This window comes from Bradyrhizobium sp. PRIMUS42, from assembly GCF_023006515.1.
GTDB lineage: Bacteria > Pseudomonadota > Alphaproteobacteria > Rhizobiales > Xanthobacteraceae > Bradyrhizobium.
The window spans coordinates 1-742 of record NZ_JALBGZ010001384.1 but is presented as its reverse complement, the minus strand read 5'-3'; the positions used below and the strand labels follow the sequence as shown (position 1 = coordinate 742).

The 742-nt window shown below is 65.6% G+C and carries 1 protein-coding gene; it reads left to right on the top strand.

The genetic code is table 11. The features are described 5' to 3' along the window. A partial coding sequence (locus MOV75_RS40520; protein ID WP_247008451.1) for a zinc-binding dehydrogenase occupies positions 1–538 on the top strand: 538 nt, incomplete at its 5' end. Between the last annotated feature and the right edge of the window lie 204 nt (positions 539–742).

Here is a 742-nt window from a genome sequence, read left to right as displayed (position 1 = left end):
CCCGCTGCTCGGCAAGCGCGTGCTGATCACCGGCTGCGGCCCGATCGGCGCGCTGATGATTTTGGTCGCGCGCTTCGGCGGCGCCGCCGAGATCGTGGTGACGGATGTCGCCGACGCACCGCTCGCGGTTGCCAAAAAGCTCGGTGCCAGTCACGCCATCAACGTCGCGACTGACGCCGCCGCGCTCGATCCCTGGCGCGCCGGCAAGGGCGTGTTCGACACGCTGTTCGAAGCCTCCGGGAATCAGGCTGCGCTGCGCACCGCGCTCGACGTGCTGCGCCCTGGCGCGACCCTCGTTCAGCTCGGCCTCGGCGGCGAGATGACGCTGCCGATCAATTCCATCGTCGCCAAGGAATTGCAGCTCCGCGGCACCTTCCGGTTCGATCCCGAGTTCGAGCTCGCGGTGCGCCTGATGGGCGAAGGCCTGATCGACGTCAAGCCGCTGATCACGGCCACCATGCCGTTCGAGAACGCGGCCGCCGCCTTCGAGCTCGCCAGCGACCGCTCGCAATCAATGAAGGTGCAGCTTACCTTCTGAGCATGATCCGGAAAAGTGTGCAGCGGTTTTCCGATAAGATCATGCTCAAACAAAAGATCTAAAGAGCGATGAATCTCATCGCTCTTTAGCCGCGTCGGCGGCCTGCTGGCTCTCGATCAGCCGATCGCTGACCAGCCGCACGGCGCCCCGTTTCCACGAATAGTCCGCGCCCAGGCGCAGGCCGCTGTCGCCACGCGCCAGCAC